Genomic DNA, 19,384 nt, shown 5'->3' with positions numbered 1-19,384 from the left:
CACTGTATGCAAAGCGTGCGGGGGCCCGGCGGAGTTCCCGCCCGACGTACGCCCACAGCGGATCGACTAGCCTGCGTCAGGCGTGCTCATGGCGAGCGCGCTCCCGGCCGGCGTACGGCGGTGGAGCGCCGGGCCGCCGAGCACCGGGGGCGGACCCGTGCGGACCGGGTCGCGGCCCGCGTTGTCAGTGCCCCGGTCCACAATGGTCCGCGTCCGATCCGTCCCACGCCTTCAGCAAGGAGCCGGCAGCGATGGCCCGCCGCAGCACCAAGACCCCGCCGCCCGACGACTCGTACGAGGAGAAGATCCTCGACATCGACGTCGTGGACGAGATGCGCGGCTCCTACCTGGAATACGCGTACTCGGTCATCTACTCCCGTGCTCTGCCGGACGCCCGTGACGGTCTGAAGCCGGTGCACCGCCGCATCGTCTACCAGATGAACGAGATGGGCCTGCGCCCCGAGCGCGCCTACGTGAAGTGCGCGCGCGTGGTCGGCGAGGTCATGGGCAAGCTGCACCCGCACGGCGACGCGTCGATCTACGACGCGCTGGTGCGCATGGCGCAGCCCTTCTCGATGCGCGTCCCGCTGGTCGACGGACACGGCAACTTCGGCTCCCTGGGCAACGACGACCCGCCGGCCGCCATGCGGTACACCGAGTGCCGGATGGCCGCCGCGGCGAGCCTGATGACGGAGTCGATCGACGAGGACACGGTCGACTTCGCGCCGAACTACGACGGCCAGGAGCAGGAGCCGGTCGCTCTCCCCGCCGCCTTCCCGAACCTGCTGGTCAACGGCTCCTCCGGCATCGCGGTCGGCATGGCGACGAACATGCCGCCGCACAACCTGCGCGAGGTCATCGCGGCCGCCCGCCACCTGATCAAGCACCCGAACGCGGACCTGGACGCCCTGATGCGCCACGTCCCCGGCCCCGACCTGCCCACCGGCGGCCGGATCGTCGGCCTGGACGGCATCCGGGACGCGTACGCGAACGGCCGCGGTTCCTTCAAGATGCGGGCGACGGTCGCCATCGAGGCGGTGACCGCCCGCCGCAAGGGCCTGGTCGTCACCGAGCTGCCCTTCGCGGTCGGCCCGGAGAAGGTCATCGCGAAGATCAAGGACCTGGTCAACGCGAAGAAGGTCCAGGGCATCGCGGACGTCAAGGATCTCACCGACCGCGAGCACGGCCTGCGCCTGGTCATCGAGATCAAGAACGGCTTCGTGCCGGAGGCGATCCTGGAGCAGCTCTACAAGCTGACCCCCATGGAGGAGTCCTTCGGCATCAACAATGTGGCGCTGGTGGACGGCCAGCCGCTCACGCTGGGCCTCAAGGAGCTGCTGGAGGTCTATCTCGACCACCGCTTCGAGGTCGTGCGCCGGCGCAGCGAGTTCCGCCGCACCAAGCGCCGCGACCGGCTGCACCTGGTCGAGGGCCTGCTGACCGCGCTCGTCGACATCGACGAGGTCATCCGGGTCATCCGGTCCAGCGAGAACTCCGCGCAGGCCAAGGAGCGCCTGATGGAGCGCTACGGCCTGAGCGACATCCAGACCCAGTACATCCTCGACACGCCGCTGCGCCGCCTCACCAAGTACGACCGGATCGAGCTGGAGGCGGAGAAGGACCGGCTCAACCAGGAGATCGAGGAGCTGACCCGCATCCTGGAGTCGGACGCGGAGCTGCGCAAGCTGGTCTCGGGGGAACTGGCTGCCGTGGCCAAGAAGTTCGGCTCCGACCGGCGTACGGTCCTGCTGGAGTCGGCGGCCTCCCAGGTGGCCACGGTGCCGCTCCAGGTGGCCGACGACCCGTGCCGGGTACTGCTGTCCTCGACCGCGCTGCTGGCCCGTACGACCGGCGCCGATCCGGTTCCGCAGGAGGGCGGCCGGGCCAAGCACGATGTGATCGTCTCCTCGGTGCCGGCGACCGCGCGGGGTGAGATCGGGGCGGTGACGTCGAGCGGGCGCCTGCTGCGGATCAACGTGGTCGACCTGCCCCAGTTGCCGGACACCGCGAGCGCGCCGAACCTCTCCGGAGGGGCGCCGCTGGCCGAGTTCGTGCCCCTGGAGGGCGACGAGACCGTGGTCTGCCTGACCACGCTGGACGAGACCTCGCCGGGCCTCGCGATCGGCACCGAACAGGGCGTCGTGAAGCGGGTGTTGCCCGACTATCCGTCCAACAAGGACGAGTTGGAGGTCATCACCCTCCGGGAGGGCGACCGGATCGTCGGCGCGGTGGAGCTGCGCACCGGCGAGGAGGACCTGGTGTTCATCTCCGACGACGCGCAACTTCTGCGCTATCAGGCGGCCCAGGTGCGCCAGCAGGGCCGTCCGGCGGGCGGTGTGGCGGGCATCAAGCTCACCGAGGGCGCGAAGGTGATCTCGTTCACGGCGGTCGACCCGGCCGTCGACGCGGTGGTGTTCACGGTGGCGGGCTCGCGGGGCACGCTGGACGACTCGGTGCAGACGACGGCCAAGCTGACCCCGTTCGACCAGTTCCCGCGCAAGGGCCGGGCGACCGGCGGTGTGCGCTGCCAGCGCTTCCTCAAGGGCGAGGACTGCCTCGCGCTGGCCTGGGCGGGTCCCGCCCCGGCGCGGGCGGCGCAGAAGAACGGGCTGCCGGTGGAGCTGCCGGAGCCGGACCCGCGCCGCGACGGGTCGGGGACGTCGCTGGCGAAGACCGTGTCGGTGGTGGCCGGGCCGGTGGTCTAGCCGGGGCTCGGGGTGAGCCCGGCGCTGCGGTGCCGGGCGCCGCGGTGTGCCGGCTTCACGGTGTGCCGGGCTCGTCCTCGGAGCCCGGCACGTAGCGGAGCACGCCCCACATGGCCTGCTCGTCGGTCTCGTCGGCGGCGCCTCGGGAGGCGTCCAGCTCCTTGCCGAGGGCGTCGGCGTCGATGCCGGCGCCGATCAGGACGACCTGGGTGAGGCGGTCCGCGCCGGGCGGCCAGGGCTCGGGCAGGAACCGCAGGAAGCGGCCGACGGCGTGTACGGCGTAGCGGTTGGCGGGGTCGTGGGCGCCGAAGTCGACGTATCCCTTGATCCGGTACAGGCCCTCCGGGCGGCTGTCCAGGAAGCGCATCAGGGCGCGGGGGTCCATGGGGGTGTCCGAGGTGAAGGACAGGGTGTCGTAGGCGGAGTGCAGGTGGGCGGGGTGGGCGTCGGGTTCGCCGTCTTGCTCGTGGCCGTCGTGGCTGTGCAGGTCGTCGAAGGAGAGCTGGCCTACGCGCTCCTCGCTGGGGCGGCAGTCGAAGAGGAACTCCGGGTCGATCCGGCCGTAGGTGGCGGGGAGTACGGCGCCCTCGGTGAGTTCGCGGACCAGGCCGAGGACGCGGTCGGCGTCGGGTGCCCGGTCGAGCTTGTTGACCACGACGAGGTCGGCGAGGGCGAGGTGCCGGTCGACCTCGGGGTGCCGGGCGCGGGTGTCGTCGAACTCGGCGGCGTCCACCACCTCGACGAGCCCGCCGTACATGATCTCCGGCTGCTCGCTGGCCAGCACCATCCGCACCAGCTCCTGCGGCTCGGCGAGCCCGCTGGCCTCGATGACGATCACGTCGATCCCGGCGGCGGGGGCGGCGAGCCGGGCCAGGTAGGTGTCCAGCTCGCTCGCGTCGACCGCGCAGCACAGGCAGCCGTTGCCGAGCGACACGGTGGAGTCCCCGAGCGCCCCGGCGACGGCCATCGCGTCGATCTCGATCGACCCGAAGTCATTGACGACGGCCCCGATCCGGCTGCCTCCACTGCGGTGCAGCAGGTGGTTGAGCAACGTCGTCTTCCCGGACCCCAGGAACCCGGCGAGCACGACGACCGGAATCTGCGCACTACGGCTGTTCGCCAACGGGTGGCACCCTTCCCACGCTTCTCGCCGGGCGCCGCACCGGCGTGGGGCGCCCGGAGGACGGACTGTCCGACCAGGATACGAAGGGTGCGGCGGCCTGCGGCGGCACGACGGATGGCCTCAGCGAGGGGGCCTCAGACACTGGCGGGCACGGGCGCCTCGGGTCCGACGTGGCGGGCAGCGGGGTCGCCGCCTCGGCCCGCGCGCACGCGTACGCGGCGGTCTCGGCCGGGCCGGGCGCCCCGGAGGACCCGCTGCACGGTGCGGCCGGCCGCTGGTCCACCGGCTGCTGCTCGAAGTGCCCGACCAGGGCACCGCGGGCACCGTGATCGCGCACGCCCCGGAGGAGTACGGCGGACGCCCGCTGCGCACGCGCCCGGGCGGCCAGTACGCCGGCCCGCGACCCCCCGCGACCCTTGCCCGACAGTGAGTCGTATTCACCTGCAAGTCAGGTTAGGCTCACCTGTGTGAGTAGGTGTGCGACCGTCTCCCGGAACCTCGACGAGCCCGTTTCCGGTACGGCGGCCACGGCGACGACGTGGCTGCTGCTGGAACAGCCGGGCCCCTGGGGCGCGAAAGCGCTGACCGCGAGCCATCTGGACCCCGCGCTGGGCCGCGCCCTGGAGGCCGCCGCCAAGGACACCGGCGTACGGGTGGCGCTGATCAGACGCCCCGGCCGGCACGCCGACCCCGGTACACCGCCCGTGCGGCAGGTCTATGTGGCCCACACAGTCCCGGGAAACGTGTGGCTGTACGGCACCACCACCCGCGACCCGCGCCACCTCCTCGGCCTGGACTTCGCCGCCCTGGGCGCGGGCGACCCCCGCTCCTTCGCGTCGGTGCTCGGCGGGCGCCCACAGACCGGTGACCCGCTCGCGCTGGTGTGCACCAACGGCAAGCGCGACCGGTGCTGCGCCCTGCTGGGCCGTCCGCTGGCCGCCGAACTGACCGCCTCCGACGTGCCCGGCGTCTGGGAGGTCACTCATCTGGGTGGTCATCGCTTCGCCCCCACCGTGCTCGTGCTGCCGTACGGCTACGCCTACGCCCGTGCCGAGGCGCACACGGTCAAGGAGGCCCTGCACCGCGCCCAGGACGGGCAGGTGCTGCTGGAGGACTGCCGCGGCCGCTCCGCCTGGGACCGACCCGGCCAGGCCGCCGAACTGGCCGTACGGGCGGCGACGGCCGAGTACACGGCGGACGCGCTGCACGTCGTCCGCACCGAGGGCGATGCGCCCCGCTGGGAAGTCACCGTCGGCCACACGGACGGCCGGGGCTGGCGGGTGACCGTGGCCCGGACCGCCGCGCTGCCGCCGCGCCCGGAGAGCTGCGGGGTGGACGTCCTGGGCGCCCCCGCGCGGATGGACGTCGTCGGTATCGAGGCGCTGCGTACGGCGGCCCTGGCGGGCTGACAACGCGCCCGCCCTGGGAGGCGTGCGCGATCCCGCGTACCGTCTCCGCATGTCTCCCACTCCCCCGGCCCGCCGTCCCCGCCTCGGTCTGCCCCGGCGGGCGTTCGCCCAGGTGCTGCTCACCCAGGTGACGATCGCGGCCGGGGTCGCGGTCCTGGCGACCGGGCTCTTCCTGGCGCCGCTCAGCGGACAGCTGGACCAGGAGGCGATGCGCCGGGCGCTGGTCATCGCGCAGACCACCGCACAGGACCCGGCGATCGCCGAGGGTGTCCTGCACACCAGGCCCAGCCCCGACGGGCCGGTGCAGCGGGAGGCCGAGCGGATCAGACGGGCCACGCACGCCGAGTACATCGTGGTGATGGACGCGCGGGGGACGCGTTGGTCCCACCCGACCACCAGGGAGATCGGCCGCCGCGTCTCCACCGACCCCAGCCGCGCCCTGGCCGGACGCCAGGTGATGGAGATCGACCGGGGCACCCTGGGCCGCTCCGCGCGCGGCAAGGTACCGCTGTACGACACCGGGCACCGGATCGTCGGCGCGGTCTCGGTGGGCATCGCGTACGACAGCGTGCGCGCCGGGCTGCTCGGCGCCATCCCCGGCCTGCTGGCGTACGCCGGGGGCGCGCTGGCGGTGGGCGCGCTCGCCGCCTGGCTGATCTCCCGCCGGGTGCACCGGCAGACCCGTGACCTGGCTTTCTCCGACATCTCGGCGCTGCTCGCGGAACGCGAGGCGATGCTGCACGGCATCCGGGAGGGCGTGGTCGCACTCGACCGCAGCGGCCGGATACGGCTGCTCAACGACGAGGCAGGGCGGTTGCTCGGCATCGGCGACGAGGCGGTCGGACGCTCGCCGGACGAGGCGCTCGGCGCGGGACGCACGACGGACGTGCTGGCCGGCCGGGTGACCGGCACCGATCTGCTCACCGTGCGCGGCCGGCGCGTCCTGGTCGCCAACCGGATGCCCACCGAGGACGGCGGCGCGGTGGCCACCCTGCGCGACCGCACGGAACTGGAGCGCCTCGGCCGCGAACTCGACTCCACGCACGGTCTGATCGACGCCCTGCGCGCCCAGGACCACGAGCACGCCAACCGCATGCACACCCTGCTCGGGCTGCTGGAGCTGGAGATGTACGACGACGCGGCGGAGTTCATCGGCGAGCTGGTCGGTGAGCACCGGGCGACGGCCGAGCAGGTCACGGAACGGATCGAGGACCCGCTGCTGGCCGCGCTGCTGGTGGGCAAGGCGACCGTCGCCGCCGAACGCGGGGTGGCGCTCAGGCTGTCGGAGGAGACTTGGCTGCCGGACCGGCTCATCGACCCGCGCGGTCTGGTCACGGTGCTGGGCAACCTGGTGGACAACGCGCTCGACGCGGTCGCGGGCACTGCGCACGCCCGCGTGGAGGCCGAGTTGCGCACCGAGGGCCGCACCGTGGTGCTCCGGGTACGGGACACCGGTCCGGGCGTGCCCGAGGCGCAGCGGGAGTCGGTGTTCACGGAGGGCTGGTCCACCAAGGAGCCGCCCGCGCACGGCAAGCGCGGCATCGGCCTGTCGCTGGTACGGCGTCTGGCCGAACGCCAGGGCGGCTCGGCCTCGGTGGGCGCGGCGACGGGCGGCGGCGCGGAGTTCACGGTGGTGCTGCCGGACGCGCTGGGCGACCCGGTGCCCCCGGGCACGGAGGAGGCGCGGGGGCACCAGGCACCCCGCGCCCTTTGAGCGGCTACTTGGCGGCCTTCTCCGCGAACTCGGTGGTGTACGTCTTGTCGAGGTCGACGTCGGCGTTCTTGATGTTGGGACTGAACGCCTTGAGCACCTTCTCGACGGTCTGCGGTCCCCGCGCCGGCATGATGCCGTCCTTGGTGAACATCGGCAGGGTGCTCTTGATGGCGGCCGCGTAGAGCTTCTCGTCGCCCTGGGAGTAGTCGGACGGCATCTTGGCCGCGATCTGCTCGGCACTGTGGGTGGACATCCAGTTGAGCGTCTTCACGAACGCGTTGACGAGCTTCTGGACGGTGTCCTTGTGATCGTTGACCCAGTCCGTGTTCATGTACAGGCTCGACGAGGGGTACGGCCCGCCGAGCGCCTCCTGCGAGCCCTCAGGGGTGCGCATGTCGATGAGCACGCGCCCGGCCTTCTTGGCCAGGATCGTGGCGACGGTCGGGTCGGTGGTCATGCCCGCGTCGATGGAGCCCTTCTGCAGAGCCGCGATGAACGTCGGCCCCGCTCCCACCGCGACCGGACTGAACTCGTTCACCTGGACGCCGTGCTTCACCGCCAGGTACTTGGTGAGGAAGTCGGTCGACGAACCGAGCCCGGTGACACCGAGCTTGCGGCCCTTGAAGTCACCCGGCGAGTGGATGTCACCGGTCTTCTTCGCGGACACCACCTCCACCTCGCCCGGCGCGTGCGAGAACTGCACGACGGACTCGACCGACTTGCCCTTCACCTGGAGGTCGAGGGTGTGGTCGTAGAAGCCGACGGCGCCCTGGACCTGGCCGGAGACGAGCGCGGTCTCCGCCTGGGCCCCGGCGGGCTCCGTCAGCAGCTCCACGTTCAGACCCTCGGCGTCGAAGTAGCCGAGCCGCTGGGTCAGCATGGCGGGCATGTAGATGACCTTGTCGAGGCCGCCGACCATGATCTTGACCTTGGTGCCCTTGCCGCCGCCCCCGGAACCGCCGTGGCTGGCCACCTCGTTGGCGCAGGCGGTGAGGGAGGCGAGGGAGAACAGACAGGCGGTGGTGAGCGAGGCGATTCTGGTGCGCTTACGCATGACGAGTCACGTCCTTGGGACTGTGCGGGTACGGGGAGTTCGGCGCGCGGAACGGCGGTTCAGTGCCCGGAGCTGGAGGACTTCCAGCGGAAGACGCGGCGCTCGGCGAAGGTCAGCAGCCCCTCGGCGAGGAGCGCCACGACCGCGAGGATCACCATCGCGGCGTAGACGCCGGCGGAGTTGAGGGTGCCCTGCGACTGGGCGACGAGCAGGCCGATGCCCCGGGTGGCACCGATGTACTCGCCCACGATGGCGCCGATGAGCGCGAAGCCGAAGCTGACGTGCAGGCTGGTGAAGATCCAGGAGGTGGCCGAGGGGATGACCACCTGGAGCGTGACCTGCCGGTCGGTGGCGCCCAGGATGCGGGCGTTGGCGACCAGGTCGCGGTTGACCTCCCGTGCGCCCTGGAAGGCGTTGAAGAACACCGGGAAGAACACGAGGACCACGGCCGAGGCGACCTTGGAGGCCGGGCCGAGGCCGAACCAGATCAGGAAGATCGGGGCGAGCACGATCCTCGGGATGGAGTTCAGCACCTTGATGTAGGGGCCGAACAGGTCGGCGAGGAAGGCGACCCGGCCGAGCGCGATACCGAGGACGACACCGGCCACGACGCCGATGACCCAGCCCAGCAGCGCTTCGTACAGCGTGTACCAGATCTGTTCGCCCAGGGAGCCGAGCGCCGTGCCGTGCAGCACCCAGGAGGTGATCTGGTCCCAGATCTCCGACGGCATCGAGAAGTTGAACGGGTCGATGACCTGGGCGCGGGACAGCGCCTCCCACAGGCCGAGCACGCCGACCAGCAGCAGTACGCGGGCCACCACCACGATCACCCGGCGCCTGCGGGCGGCCTGCGCCCGCGAACGTGACGGGGCCGGGGCCTGCGGCTTGACGGGGTCGGCGAGCGGCGGGGTCACGGTCTCAGGCGACATCGGCGGCACCTCGCTCACGGGTGATGCGGACCTCTTCACCGAGGGACTCCCAGATCTCGCGGTAGATCTCGATGAACTTGGGCTCCAGCCGGATCGACTCGACCTTGCGCGGCCGGGGCAGGTCGATGGTGAAGACCTGCTTGACCGTCGCGGGCCCGGCGGTCATCACGACGACCTTGTCGGCCAGCGCGATCGACTCCTCCAGGTCGTGGGTGACGAAGACGACGGAGGCGCCGGTGCCCTCCCACAGTTCCAGCAGCTCGTCCGACATCAGGGCGCGCGTCTGCACGTCGAGCGCGGAGAACGGCTCGTCCATCAGCAGGATCTCGGGGTCGTTGACGAAGGTCGCGGCGAGGGCGACGCGTTTGCGCTGGCCGCCGGAGAGCTGGTGCGGGTACCGGTCCTCGAACGCGGCGAGCCCCACCCGGGCCAGCCACTCGCGGGCCTTCTGCTTCGCCTCCGCCTTGGGCACGCCGCGGAAACGGGGGCCGGCCATCACGTTGGACAGCACCGTGCGCCAGGGGAAGGTGGCGTCCTGCTGGAAGACGAAGCCGACCCGGTCGCCGACGCCGCCGACCGGCTGCCCGGCCACCAGCACCTCGCCCTCGGAGGGCTCCTCCAGCCCGCTGACCAGCGTCAGCGTGGTGGACTTCCCACAGCCGGTCGGGCCGACGACGGCGACGAACTCGCCGCGCTCCACGGTGAGGTCCAGGCCGCGCACCGCGGTGTGCGGATCACCGGAAGGGGTTCTGAAGATCTTGCTCGCGCCCCTCAGCTCGATGGCGGGGCTGGTGTCTGCGCTCATGCACCGGGACGGTAGGGGCGGCTCCGTTCCGACAGCAGTCTTGTGCGCGCAACCCCTTCTTTTGCTCGCAAGAACCTGTTGTGCTCGTTTTGCTCACGCTACAACTGCGGAGCTGAAACACGGGCTTGAGGCCGGAAGACAGGTCCTGAAGCTCGCCGGCCTTAAAGGAGAGGCCCGATGATTGACGTGCTGGTCGTGGACGACGATTTCCGTGTCGCCGAGATCAACGCCAGGTATGTGGGCAAGGTTCCCGGCTTCCGGGTGGCCGCCCGCGCCCACAGTGCCGCCCAGGCGCTGGCCGCCGTCGAACGCGGTGGCGTCGACCTGGTGCTGCTCGACCACTATCTGCCGGACCGCACCGGCCTCGAACTCGTCCACCTGATGCGCCAGCACGGCCACGGCACCGACGTCATCATGATCACGGCGGCCAGCGATGTGACGACCGTGCAGCAGGCGATGCGCCTCGGCGCCCTGCACTACCTGGTCAAGCCCTTCACCTTCAACGCACTGCGCGGCCGCCTCGACTCCTACGCCGCCCTGCGCCGCACCGTCGACCGGGTGGGCGGACGCGGGGTGACCGGCCAGGAACAGGTCGACCGCATCTTCGGCGCCCTGCGCACGGCCCCGGCTCCCTCGGCCCCGGGGCTCCCGAGCGGTCACACGGAGCCGACCTCGGACCTGATCTGCGGTGTCCTGCACGGCGCGGAGCAGCCGCTGTCGGCGCACGAGGTGGCCTCCCGCACGGGGCTGAGCCGCTCCACCGCCCAGCGCTATCTCCGTCACCTGGAGCAGGCGGGCCGCCTACGGCTGTCCCTCAGATACGGGGACACCGGGCGGCCCGAGCACCGGTACGCCTGGGTGACGCCGTGACGCGGTGACGTCACCCAAGGCCCGGTGCCCTTACACGGCTCCGGCTCCGGTCAGCGAACGCACCTCGGTCTCCGCGAACTTGGCCTCGTCCGGCATCTCGTCCGAGGTGACCGTGCCCAGCCAGCCCGCGAGGAAGCCGAGCGGGATGGAGACGATGCCCGGATTCTGGAGGGGGAAGTACTGGAAGTCGACGCCGGGGAAAAGCGAGCCGGGGCTCCCCGACACCACGGGCGACAGCAGCACCAGGATCACCGCCGGGATCAACCCTCCGTACACGGCCCAGACCGCGCCGCGCGTGGTGAAGTTCCGCCAGAACAGCGAGTACAGCAGCGTCGGCAGATTCGCCGAGGCGGCCACCGCGAAGGCCAGGCCGACCAGGAACGCCACGTTGAGGTTCCGCGCCAGCAGCCCCAGCGCGATCGCCACGACACCGATGGCGGCCGCCGCGATCCGCGCCACGGCCACCTCGCCGCGCGGGGTGGTGGGCCTGCGCCGCAGCGACGCGTACAGGTCGTGGGCGACCGACGCCGAGGAGGCCAGGGTGATCCCAGCGACCACCGCGAGGATGGTTGCGAAGGCGACGGCGGCCACGACCGCGAACAGCACGGTGCCCCCGGTGGAGGAGGCACCGCCGCCCAGGTCGAGCGCCAGCAGCGGGATCGCGGTGTTCCCGGCCGCGTTGGACCGGCGCAGCGCGTCGGCGCCCACCACGGCGGTCGCCCCGAAGCCGAGGACGATCGTCATCAGGTAGAAGCTGCCGATGAGCCCGATCGACCACACCGTGGAACGCCGGGCGGCCCGAGCGGTCGGCACCGTGTAGAAGCGGGACAGGATGTGCGGCAGGCCCGCGGTGCCCAGCACCAGCGCCAGGCCGAGGCTGATGAAGTCCATCCTCGCGGTCCAGTCACCGCCGTACTTGAGCCCCGGCGCCAGGAACGACGCCCCGTGCCCGCTGCGCTCGGCCGCCGTCAGCAGCAACTGGTTGATGTCCCCGTGGAACCGCACCAGGACCAGCACGGTCATCACGATCGTCCCGGTCAGCATCAGGACGGCCTTCACGATCTGAATCCAGGTGGTCGCCCGCATCCCGCCCAGTGACACATAGATCACCATGAGCGCGCCTACCCCGATGACCGTCCACGCCTGCGCGGCCCCGCCGGAGCCGCCGAGCAGCAGCGCCACCAGGCTTCCGGCGCCCACCATCTGGGCGACCAGGTACATGACGGAGACGGTGACCGAGGCGGAGCCGGTGGCGATCCGCACCGGCCGCTCGGCCATCCGCGCGGCGACCACGTCGGCCAGAGTGAACCGGCCGCAGTTCCGCACCAGTTCGGCCGCGACGAACAACACGACCAGCCAGGCCACGAGGAACCCGACGCCGTACAGCAGCCCGTCGTAGCCGTACAGCGCGATGAGCCCTGTCACGCCGAGGAAGGAGGCCGCCGAGAGATAGTCGCCGGAGATGGCGAACCCGTTCTCCAGCGGGGTGAAGAGCCGCCCACCGGCGTAGAACTCCTCCGCCGACCCATGTCTGCGTCGGCTGACCCAGGTGGTGATGCCCAGGGTCACGGCCACGAACGCGCTGAACAGGACCAGCGCCAGCATCTGGTGGTGGCTGGTCACGAGGTGCCTCCCTGGACGCCACGGGTCAGCTCCTGGGTGTCCCAGCGCAGTTCCAGCGCGGGCCGGTCGCGCCGCAGCCGCGCGTGCCGTGCGTAGGCCCAGGTGAGCAGGAAGGTGCTGGCGAACTGCCCCAGCCCGGCGAGCATCCCCACGTTCACCGCCCCTATGACGGGCCGCGCCATCAGACCGGGCGCTGCCGTCGCGGTGACCACGTACCCCACGTACCAGACGAGGAAGGCGGCGGCTCCCGGCACCACGAACCTCCGGTACCGGCTGCGCACCTCCTGGAACGCCTCGCTCTGCTGCACCGCGAGATACACGTCGCGTGCACGAGCCTCCACGATCTCCCGCTCGGCCTCACCGCGCGGCCGCGGTACGGCCGCCGGTGCGGGCATCCCCGCCCCGTTCGGCCAGCCCCAGCCGGCGGTCAGCGTGTCGTGCCAGGGGTCCTCTTGCCGCACGTCGCGGGAAGTCACGCTCTGCTCTTCCTGGTTGTCGGCCGAACTTCCGGGACCGTTCCCGGTACCGAAGTGTCGACCATTGCTTGACTGCATGCCCAAGGATGGACAGATCGGGAAGATCCGCGACACATCTTCCCGTATCACTTCACCCCATCAGGTGAGTCACTCCGCCCTCGGCCGCACCATGCCCTTCGCATACGCGTAACGCACCGCCTGCGCACGGTCCTTGAGGCCCGTCTTGGCGAAGAGGTTGTTGATGTGCGTCTTCACGGTCGCCGTGGAGACGTGCAGCTTCCGGGCGATCTCCTGGTTGCTGAGCCCCTCGCCGATCAGCACCAGCACTTCGCTCTCGCGGGCGGTCAGCCCGTCGGGCGGCTCGGGCGCTGCCGCTGTCGTCCGCACCTCGGCCTGCGACAGCTTCTCCAGCAGCCGGAGCTGGATGCCCGGCGCCAGCCCGGCCTCCCCCGACAGCACGCTCTGGACCGCGCGCACGATCTCCTCCCCGCCCGCGTCCTTGGTCAGATACCCCCGCGCCCCAGCGCGCAGTGCGGCGAACAGCGACTCGTCGTCCGCGAACGTGGTCAGCACCACCACCTGGGTGCCCGGGTACTCGCTCCGGATGCGCCGGGTGGCCTCCACCCCGTCGCACCGGGGCATCCGCAGGTCCATCAGCACCACGTCCGGGGCCAGTTCGCCTACCAGGCGCACCGCCTCCTCGCCGTCCCCGGCCGCGCCGACCACCTCGAGGCCGGGCAACAGTCCCAGCAGCATCACGATGCCTTCCCGCACCACGGTCTGGTCGTCGGCGACCACCACCCGCGCGGGCTTCCGCTCCCCCTCCGGCGCCGTCACAGCGGCACCTTCAACGTCACCACGAACCCCTCCTCGTCCGGCCCCGCGTCCAGCGAGCCGCCCAGCAGTTCGGCGCGCTCCCGCATGCCCAGCAGACCGTACCCGCCGCCGGAGGCGGCCAGTTCGCCCGGACGCCCGCCCTTGTCCCGCACATCGAGGGTCACTTGATGCTCGCTGTAGTCGAGCCGGACCCGCACCTTCGCGCCCTGGGCGTGCTTGCGGACGTTCGTCATCGCCTCCTGCGCCACCCGGCGCACCGCCTGCGATGCCTCGGCCGGCAGCGGCCTGCGCTCACCCGTGACGGTGACCTCGCCCCCGTCCGTCACGCTGACGAGGTCCGTCAGGAACTCCTCCAGCGGGCTCAGTTCACCCCTGAGCGCCGACAGCGCCTGACGGGTCTCGGCCAGCCCGTCACGGGCCATGCCCCGCGCGGCCACCACCCGCTCCAGCACCTGCTCACGGCTCGCGTCGCGCTCCAGCAGCAGCCGGGCCGCCTCCAGGTGCACCATCTGCGCCGAGAGGCTGTGGGCCAGCACGTCGTGGATCTCCCGCGCTATCCGCGCCCGCTCGCTCAGCGCGGCGGACTCCGCCTCCGCCTCCCGCGCGGCCCGCTCCTGGGCGAGCAGCCGCTGGGCGTTGCCCCGTGCCTCCGAGTCCAGCCGCGCGACGTAGCCGGCCAGCGCCAGCCCGGCCACGGTGGACGCGGTGGTGAGCCACACGTCCTTGTTGAAGACCGCGAAGGAGGCCAGGGCGACCGAGGTCACCGGTACCGCCGCCGCGAGGGGCAACCGCTCCAGCGCGAGGATGCCGCAGCCGCACCAGAGCACCAGGGCGGGGCCCCCGAAACCTGTCACCTGGGCGGCGACCGCCAGGGCCAGGAGCACGGCGACGAGCGCCAGGGAGGGCAGCAGCCGGTGTGCGTAGGTGGCGCGGAAGTAGCCCCACGCCGCACCGGAAGCCAGCAGCACGCCTGCCACGGCGGCGGCCTCCCCCCACGGAGGGATGTCGTCCTGCCTGAGGGCCGCCCACAGCAGCAGCCCGAGCAGCACCACCCTGATGGCCTGGGCCAGCAGACGCCGGGGGCGGCTCACGCCCTCCTTGCTGAGCGCCTCGCGTGAGGGCCAGCGGGTCCAGGCGTTCTCGCTCACACCCGCTCCTTCCACGTCGGCCGTGCCACCGGGGCCGCCGATGCCGACGGCGTTCCGTCACCGTACGTCGGTGCCGGGGTGGGCGAGGAGGTCAGCAGCGACGCCCGCCGGGCGGTGAGGCCACCGCGGACCAGCAGGGTCGCGGCGAGGCCCAGCATCAGGGCGGCGCTGTCCTGCCGGACCCCGAGGGCGTATCCGAGGCCGAAGAGACCGCCGCGCAGGGCTGTCCCGCCGGCCCACACGGCGGCGGCGGCCTTGGTGCTGCGACTCCACACGACCCCGTCCGGCGCTCTCCAGATCCGGGTGGTCCAGGCCCAGCCGGCTCCGGTGGCGACCCCGACGGCCACTTCCGCGACGAGCAGTCCGAGCGACTCGACGCGGTGGTGGGAGTCCACTATGCCGGGCCCTCGCAGCGCCATGACCGCGAGAATCGCGGGCGCCAGCCACCAGCGCCGCTCGGCGTCGATGGCATGGCTGCGGAACTGCCTGGCGATCACCAGCACGGCGACGGTCACGATCACCAACGCGTCGACGAACCCGGACATCCGAGCCTCCGTGTACGAGAGGGGGCGTCGGAGGCGGTCGCTCCCGACACCTCGAAACTACGGAAATCCGCAGGCCACGGGATCGGAGCGGGGGTGGATCACGGGTGGATCTCCACAGGGCGGGCTTCTCCACCCACGGGTGGAGCGATCTCAGGGCGAACCCTGAGCCGCACCTCCCGGCCACCCCGAACCTCCCGGACCCACCTGACCCGGAGTACAAAGCGCCACAAGCCCGGCACGGCACGGCACGGCAACGAAAACGGGAGCACCGGCCAAAGCCAGTACTCCCGTCGTCCCGCCCGCACTCGGTCGAGGCCGAGTGCACACGGCTACGCGTCGATCCGCGACCGGTCCAGCGTCGCCGCCGAGCTGGAGATGAACTCCTTGCGCGGCGCCACGTCGTTGCCCATCAGCAGATCGAAGACCTGCTCGGCGGCGTCCAGGTCCGCGAGGTTGATGCGGCGCAGGGTGCGGTGGCGCGGATCCATCGTGGTCTCGGCCAGCTGGTCGGCGTCCATCTCACCGAGGCCCTTGTAGCGCTGGATGGAGTCCTTGTACCGGACGCCCTTGCGCTGGAACTCCAGGAGCGTGTCCCGCAGCTCGCGGTCGGAGTACGTGTAGACGTACTTGTCCTGCCCCTTCTTCGGCTGGACCAGCTCGATGCGGTGCAGTGGGGGCACGGCGGCGAAGACCCGGCCCGCCTCGACCATGGGCCGCATGTAGCGCTGGAAGAGCGTGAGCAGCAGGCAGCGGATGTGGGAGCCGTCCACATCGGCGTCCGTCATCATGATGATCTTGCCGTAGCGGGCGGCGTCGATGTCGAAGGTGCGGCCCGAGCCCGCTCCTATGACCTGGATGATCGCGCCGCACTCGGCGTTCTTGAGCATGTCGGTCACGGACGAGCGCTGCACGTTGAGGATCTTGCCCCGGATGGGCAGCAGCGCCTGGAACTCGGAGTTGCGCGCCAGCTTGGCCGTACCGAGCGCGGAGTCGCCCTCGACGATGAACAGCTCGCTGCGGTCGACGTCGTCGCTGCGGCAGTCGGCGAGCTTGGCGGGCAGGGACGAGGACTCCAGGGCGGTCTTGCGGCGCTGGGCGTCCTTGTGCTGGCGGGCCGCCACCCGGGTGCGGGCGGCGGCGACCACCTTCTCCATGACCGTGCGGGCCTGCGCGGCATCGTCCCGCTTGGTGGAGGTGAGGAAGGCCTTGAGTTCCCGGGCGATCACGGTGGAGACGATGCGGCGGGCCGCCGAGGTGCCGAGCACCTCCTTGGTCTGGCCCTCGAACTGCGGCTCGGCCAGCCGCGCGGTGACGACCGCCGTCAGACCCTCCAGGGCGTCGTCCTTGACCACGTCGTCCTCTGCGACGCGCAGCATCTTCTTGGCGCGCAGCACCTCGTTCATCGTCCTGGTGACCGCCTGCTCGAAGCCGGCCACGTGCGTGCCGCCCTTGGGGGTGGCGATGATGTTGACGAAGGACTTCAGGTTGGTGTCGTAGCCCGTGCCCCAGCGCAGCGCCACGTCGACACCCAGTTCGCGGGTGACCTCGGTGGGCGTCATCTGGCCGTGGTCGTCGAGGACCGGGACGGTCTCCTTGAAGGTGCCCTGGCCCGAGAAGCGGAGCGTGTCGCAGACCGGCTTGTCGGTGGCCAGGTACTCGCAGAACTCGCTGATGCCGCCGTCGAAGCGGAAGGATTCCTCGCCCTTGCTGCCGCCCTCACCGAGGCCCATCTCGTCGCGCACGACGATGGTGAGGCCCGGCACCAGGAAGGCGGTCTGGCGGGCGCGCTGGTGCAGGTTGTCCAGGGAGAGCTTGGCGTCCTTGAGGAAGATCTGCCGGTCGGCCCAGTAGCGCACGCGGGTGCCGGTGCGGTTCTTCGGGATCTTCTTGGTCTTGGTGAGGCCGGTCCCGGCCTCGAACTTGGCCTCCGCGCCCCCTCGGGCGAAGGCGCCCGGAACACCGCGGCGGAAGCTGATGGCGTGGGTGCTGCCACCCCGGTCCACCTCGACGTCGAGGCGGGCGGAGAGCGCGTTCACCACGGAGGCGCCGACGCCGTGCAGACCGCCGGAGGCCGCATAGGAGCCGCCGCCGAACTTGCCGCCGGCGTGCAGCTTGGTCATGACGACCTCGACGCCGGACAGACCGGTCTTGGGCTCGACGTCCACGGGGATGCCGCGACCGTTGTCCCGGACCTCGACGGAGCCGTCGTCGTGGAGGATCACCTCGATGTGGTCGCAGTAACCGCCGAGGGCCTCGTCCACGGAGTTGTCGATGATCTCCCAGAGGCAGTGCATCAGGCCGCGACTGTCGGTCGAGCCGATGTACATGCCCGGACGCTTGCGCACGGCTTCCAGGCCCTCGAGGACGAGGAGGTGCCGCGCGGTGTAGTTGGAGCCGTCCCGGTCTGCTCCTGCCAGCAGCGCTGTGGACGGCACGGACGTATCGGCGGTCACGCGGTTCGCTCCTCGCTGAATTTCAGATGGGCCCCTGGTGGGTACGGGGCCGGCTTCGGTCGCCGCTCAGAGGGTACCGATGCCTGGTAGAGCCGGTGTAACGCCACCCTCGGCGGGGAACTCAGACTAGCCGAGGGTCGTACGGACGTTCGATCCCTCGATGGAGTGAAGCACACATCACGTTCCCTTCGAGGCATGAACCATTTAGGCTCCGGGCACGTCCTCATCAACAACCGGCAACCCAGCCGGGAGGACCGACCCCCAAGACCGCGCGAACCCGTACGCACCAGACCACGCACTACGGCACATTCGCCGCCAACCGGCAACACCCAGCCGTCCCGAAAGAAATTTTCGACGGAAAGCCCCGAGCGGGAACGAAATCGGCCTGGTTGGATGTTGACCCTGGTACGACAGCTCGTCGAGCTAGAGAAGAGGCGACGTGACTACTGTTCTGACCCCCGCGAGCCCGCTGACGGCCGCCGATCGCTGCGACCGCTGCGGCGCCCAGGCATACCTGCGCGTCGTCCTGCTGAGCGGCGGAGAACTGCTCTTTTGCGCCCACCACGGGCGCAAGTTCGAGCCGGAACTCAAGAAGATCGCCGCTGAGATACAGGACGAGACGGAGCGGCTCACGTCCGTTCCCGGCACCTCTGCCACTGAAGAGCGCTGAATCTCGCACCCACCCGACGAGCCAGCCCCGGCACAGGCCGGTTGACGGGCGGCTGCTTCCCCAGGGGAGCGGCCGCCCGTTCTGGTACCCGGAAGGGCATCCCAGGCGCTCTCAGGAGCGCTCGGGGGCCTTCTCGGCATCGCTCTCGGCCGGCTCCAGCGTGCGCACGGCCTGGGACGCCCGTGTGTAGACACCCGGTCTGCCCGCTTGCCCGCACCCGCTCCCCCAGCTCACCAGCCCGATCAGCCGTCCCCCGGCGACCAGCGGGCCGCCGCTGTCGCCCTGGCAGGCGTCCGGCCCTCCGGCGGTCTCTCCCGCGCAGAGCATGGAGGCGGCGCGGTAGGTGCCGTTCCGGCCGCCCGGATAGGCACGGGTGCACAGGTCGTCGGCCAGCACATGCACCCGCGCGGCGCGCAGCCGGTTCGTGTAGGCACCGTCGCCGCTGGTGTCACCCCAGCCCGAGACCATGGCTTCGGTGCCGGCCGCGTACGCCGGGTCACCGGCCGCCGCCATGGGCACGACGGCGCTCTGCGGCACGGGCTCGGCGAGGGTGAGGACGGCGTAGTCGCCGGCATTGGTGGCGGGGTCGTACGCCGGGTTCACCTTGATGTCCCGTACGGCCGTCTCCTGGCCGTCGGTGGCGAGGAGGTCGGTGCGGCCCGCGATGACCTTGAAGTCGCGCACCCGGTTCGGGGGCGTGCCCACGATGTCGTCGGCGACGCAGTGGGCGGCGGTGAGGACGGTAGTCGGCTCGATCGCCACCCCGCCGCAGAACTGGCCCGCTCGGCTACCCCCGAACCGGTCACGGCTGGAGAGCGCCACCGTCCACGGGGCCTGGGAGACATCGATCGGAAACCCGCCGACCACGATGCTGTCGGCCGCGGCCGGAGCCGCGCCGATCAGGGGTATCGAGGTCAGCGTGGCCGCCAGGGAGAGCGGCCGGATCAGTGCCCGGACAACGGTACGGCGCATGCGGACTCCTCACTCAGGGTGCTTCTGGAACACCCAGAGTCATCCGGCGCA

The 19,384-nt window shown here is 71.3% G+C and carries 16 protein-coding genes; 5 read left to right on the top strand and 11 right to left on the bottom strand.

Annotation, left to right across the window (positions count from 1 at the left end):
- The first annotated feature begins 251 nt into the window (after positions 1 to 251).
- Complete coding sequence (locus E5082_RS17635) at positions 252 to 2,705, top strand: DNA gyrase/topoisomerase IV subunit A (protein ID WP_135792211.1); 2,454 nt, start codon at positions 252 to 254, stop codon at positions 2,703 to 2,705.
- A 55-nt stretch (positions 2,706 to 2,760) separates the two neighbouring features.
- Here E5082_RS17635 and E5082_RS17630 read toward each other — a convergent pair whose 3' ends face one another.
- A complete protein-coding gene (locus E5082_RS17630) occupies positions 2,761 to 3,828 on the bottom strand; it encodes a CobW family GTP-binding protein (protein WP_135792210.1) in 1,068 nt (355 codons plus the stop codon).
- 467 nt (positions 3,829 to 4,295) lie between these two features.
- Between E5082_RS17630 and E5082_RS17620 the strand changes: the two genes are divergently transcribed.
- Both E5082_RS17620 and E5082_RS17615 read left to right on the top strand, forming a co-directional pair.
- Positions 4,296 to 5,237, top strand: coding sequence for a sucrase ferredoxin (locus E5082_RS17620; RefSeq protein ID WP_135792209.1), 942 nt, complete (start codon positions 4,296 to 4,298; stop codon positions 5,235 to 5,237).
- Positions 5,238 to 5,286: 49 nt separating this feature from the next.
- Positions 5,287 to 6,951, top strand: a complete 1,665-nt coding sequence (locus E5082_RS17615; protein WP_135792208.1) for a sensor histidine kinase — start codon at positions 5,287 to 5,289, stop codon at positions 6,949 to 6,951.
- Positions 6,952 to 6,955: 4 nt separating this feature from the next.
- On the opposite strand, the gene E5082_RS17610 is transcribed toward E5082_RS17615, so the two are convergent.
- Genes E5082_RS17610 through E5082_RS17600 form a run of 3 tightly spaced genes read right to left on the bottom strand, consistent with a single transcriptional unit; the run spans position 6,956 to position 9,739 of the window.
- The gene (locus tag E5082_RS17610; RefSeq protein WP_135792207.1) at positions 6,956 to 8,005 is read right to left on the bottom strand and encodes an ABC transporter substrate-binding protein; all 1,050 of its coding nucleotides are present in this window, start codon (positions 8,003 to 8,005) and stop codon (positions 6,956 to 6,958) included.
- A gap of 59 nt (positions 8,006 to 8,064) precedes the next feature.
- On the bottom strand, positions 8,065 to 8,934 hold the full coding sequence (locus tag E5082_RS17605) for an ABC transporter permease (protein ID WP_135792206.1): 870 nt from the start codon (positions 8,932 to 8,934) through the stop codon (positions 8,065 to 8,067).
- Positions 8,924 to 9,739, bottom strand: coding sequence for an ABC transporter ATP-binding protein (locus E5082_RS17600; protein WP_135792205.1), 816 nt, complete (start codon positions 9,737 to 9,739; stop codon positions 8,924 to 8,926). The genes E5082_RS17605 and E5082_RS17600 overlap by 11 nt, the downstream gene beginning before the upstream one ends.
- Before the next feature lie 177 nt (positions 9,740 to 9,916).
- Here E5082_RS17600 and E5082_RS17595 point away from each other — a divergent pair, with 177 nt between their 5' ends.
- Entirely contained in the window at positions 9,917 to 10,609 is a 693-nt protein-coding gene (locus tag E5082_RS17595; RefSeq protein WP_135792204.1) for a response regulator, read from the top strand.
- A 30-nt stretch (positions 10,610 to 10,639) separates the two neighbouring features.
- Here E5082_RS17595 and E5082_RS17590 read toward each other — a convergent pair whose 3' ends face one another.
- The 6 genes from E5082_RS17590 to E5082_RS17565 form a co-directional block, all read right to left on the bottom strand.
- Positions 10,640 to 12,232 (bottom strand): solute symporter family protein, encoded by a 1,593-nt coding sequence (locus E5082_RS17590; protein ID WP_135792203.1) that lies wholly within the window; start codon positions 12,230 to 12,232, stop codon positions 10,640 to 10,642.
- Entirely contained in the window at positions 12,229 to 12,786 is a 558-nt protein-coding gene (locus E5082_RS17585; RefSeq protein WP_190045295.1) for a DUF485 domain-containing protein, read from the bottom strand. The genes E5082_RS17590 and E5082_RS17585 overlap by 4 nt, the downstream gene beginning before the upstream one ends.
- Before the next feature lie 69 nt (positions 12,787 to 12,855).
- Complete coding sequence (locus E5082_RS17580) at positions 12,856 to 13,545, bottom strand: response regulator transcription factor (protein WP_135792202.1); 690 nt, start codon at positions 13,543 to 13,545, stop codon at positions 12,856 to 12,858.
- Entirely contained in the window at positions 13,542 to 14,693 is a 1,152-nt protein-coding gene (locus E5082_RS17575; protein WP_167514087.1) for a sensor histidine kinase, read from the bottom strand. The genes E5082_RS17580 and E5082_RS17575 overlap by 4 nt, the downstream gene beginning before the upstream one ends.
- Positions 14,690 to 15,238: a DUF1453 domain-containing protein gene (locus E5082_RS17570; protein WP_190045296.1), complete on the bottom strand. Its 549-nt coding sequence runs from the start codon at positions 15,236 to 15,238 to the stop codon at positions 14,690 to 14,692. Before E5082_RS17570 ends, E5082_RS17575 begins: the two co-directional genes overlap by 4 nt.
- Before the next feature lie 329 nt (positions 15,239 to 15,567).
- Complete coding sequence (locus tag E5082_RS17565; protein WP_135792201.1) at positions 15,568 to 17,691, bottom strand: DNA gyrase/topoisomerase IV subunit B; 2,124 nt, start codon at positions 17,689 to 17,691, stop codon at positions 15,568 to 15,570.
- Between the two features lie 439 nt (positions 17,692 to 18,130).
- Here E5082_RS17565 and E5082_RS17560 point away from each other — a divergent pair, with 439 nt between their 5' ends.
- Entirely contained in the window at positions 18,131 to 18,361 is a 231-nt protein-coding gene (locus E5082_RS17560) for a DUF7455 domain-containing protein (protein WP_086691807.1), read from the top strand.
- A 111-nt stretch (positions 18,362 to 18,472) separates the two neighbouring features.
- Here the strand turns inward: E5082_RS17560 and E5082_RS17555 are convergent, their stop codons facing one another.
- Entirely contained in the window at positions 18,473 to 19,333 is an 861-nt protein-coding gene (locus tag E5082_RS17555) for a serine protease (protein ID WP_135792200.1), read from the bottom strand.
- Positions 19,334 to 19,384 lie beyond the last annotated feature (51 nt).

The sequence above is a fragment of the Streptomyces griseoluteus genome (assembly GCF_004784465.1).
GTDB classification, from domain to species: Bacteria; Actinomycetota; Actinomycetes; order Streptomycetales; family Streptomycetaceae; genus Streptomyces; species Streptomyces griseoluteus.
This window is presented reverse-complemented; position numbering and strand designations above follow the sequence as displayed.